The sequence below is a fragment of the Odoribacter sp. AF15-53 genome (assembly GCF_003479425.1).
Lineage (GTDB): Bacteria > Bacteroidota > Bacteroidia > Bacteroidales > Marinifilaceae > Butyricimonas.
On the sequence record NZ_QUHC01000033.1, the window covers coordinates 1 to 1,879 of the forward strand.

2 protein-coding genes are annotated in these 1,879 nt (G+C 34.4%); both read right to left on the bottom strand.

What is annotated here, in order from left to right:
• Positions 1 to 90: 90 nt before the first annotated feature.
• Positions 91 to 1,155: an ankyrin repeat domain-containing protein gene (locus DWW52_RS20800; protein WP_032581399.1), complete on the bottom strand. Its 1,065-nt coding sequence runs from the start codon at positions 1,153 to 1,155 to the stop codon at positions 91 to 93.
• A gap of 60 nt (positions 1,156 to 1,215) precedes the next feature.
• The gene (locus tag DWW52_RS20805) at positions 1,216 to 1,836 is read right to left on the bottom strand and encodes a hypothetical protein (RefSeq protein ID WP_032581398.1); all 621 of its coding nucleotides are present in this window, start codon (positions 1,834 to 1,836) and stop codon (positions 1,216 to 1,218) included.
• Positions 1,837 to 1,879 lie beyond the last annotated feature (43 nt).

A 1,879-nucleotide genomic window follows, 5' to 3' on the forward strand; every position in this document is an offset into this window, starting at 1 on the left:
ATTGATTTTTTCTATTATCTGTTTCATTACAATTTTATATGACACTAATGTCCGGCGGATAATCGAGTTTTTAGAAGATTAATCCGCTTGTTATAAACTCAATTCAATCGCTTTCCATTTCTTAGACTTCAATTTTTCTAAAGAGTGTTCGCTATATCCCTTTTTAGTAGCTTTTACAGGAATAAGCGTATAAAGAGTAACCATATCCTCTTTGTTATCATATTGATTCGCTGTATCAGAGTAGTTATAATCTACGACATAGAATCCAGCCAATTTCTCCGACCAAGAGATTGCGTTGAACCCTTTCTCTGTTTTGGATATAAAATCTCCATCAGAGAATGTTCTTCCGTTACGGACTTGGTTCGTCAATTCTTTCATTACCATATAAGGGAACTGTGTCTTCTCCATTTTAGAGTATGGATTCCAGCCAAACGGAAGCACAATAACAAACTCCACATAAGGCTGGGTATATTGGAAATTTCCTACACTGAACAATAACGAATTGTTGCCTCTATTAACAACCGCAAGCCTATTGAATACACCATTTTCCATTTCATTGAATTTGTTAGGAATAACTCTGCCAATATTCCAGTCTATATGTTGGGATATGCCACCACCTACTTCAGACCATACATAATCGTGGTTGATATTGGACAACGCACCCTTTTCCTTCAGAAAAAGGCTTATTTCGTTATGTCCACTACTAATAGACCAATCAAGAGGAGAAAAAAGTAGAGTTGTAGTAAGCCTATTTATATCCGCACCTTTCTCTATAAGATAGCGAACAATCTCAAAATGCCCTTTAGCGGCTACTTCATTCAAAGCTGCTGTTGTAGAACTTTCATAAGCATTTATATCTGCACCATTTTCTATCAATAGTTTGACTATTTCTAAATGGTTTCCAGACGAAGCACCCCATAAAGGAGAAAATAATCTATCTTTAATACAATTTACATCGGCTCCATATTGAATTAAAGTCTTGCAAATTTCATAAAAACCTTTCTTTGCAGCTCGGCATAAAGGTGGATGAAGCGTATATAAATTCTCATCATTCAAATCCAGATCTGAATGTTGGTCGAGTATATTCGACACTTCCTGCACGTTGTTATCGCCAACTGCTTTTTCCAGTTTTATATAAATTTCTTTATTATTCATCTATTGAGTTTATAATGTCTGGTGGCTAACCAACCTTTTCAGGGGAGGTTAAGCCACTTGTTAGCAACTTCTTATCGTCTTATAGATTATTTCAGAATATCCATTTGGAAATGATTTGGTAATACTTTCTAAAGCCCCATCGTCTTGATATTGGAATATATGAATTAAATCACTACCACTATTACCCTCAATATCATATTGTTTTACTTCAATATGTGTCAAAGCATTTTCTTTATAGATATAATTTTCTTCACGGCTACCATACTTACCACATAACTGTGACCGTTTCAACTTTCCGTCCTCGAAAAAGTAATGGCATACATTCATCAAATGTTTTCCATTATCATATAGAATACTTTTCACAAGATTGTCTGTATAATATAAGAAGGTGTGATAAAACTGATCTTCAATAGAACAACCGACCTTAACTTCTACGATTTGATTTTGATTATTAAATCCGTAGATACAAAGATTTTTGGTGCTTTTTATTGTATCAGGACGCTTTACAGGTTTTCCTTGTTTGCAACCATTACGCTGATAGGAATATGGAGTAAGTTCATAAAACTCGCCCTTATACAACTCAGTTCTGACAACATCGTTTTCTATTTGTTGTCTTATGGTTTCAAAGTCATTTTTCAATGCTTCAAATTCAGTTCTTATAGTTTCTTCAATCATTTCCATCTATTTGGGGTTGCTAATGTTCGGCGGATAAACCACCTTAAAA

Coding starts and splice junctions, on each gene's coding strand:
- DWW52_RS20800 (WP_032581399.1), bottom strand. CDS start 1,155: ATGAATAATAAAGAAATTTATATAAAACTGGAAAAAGCAGTTGGCGAT.
- DWW52_RS20805 (WP_032581398.1), bottom strand. CDS start 1,836: ATGGAAATGATTGAAGAAACTATAAGAACTGAATTTGAAGCATTGAAA.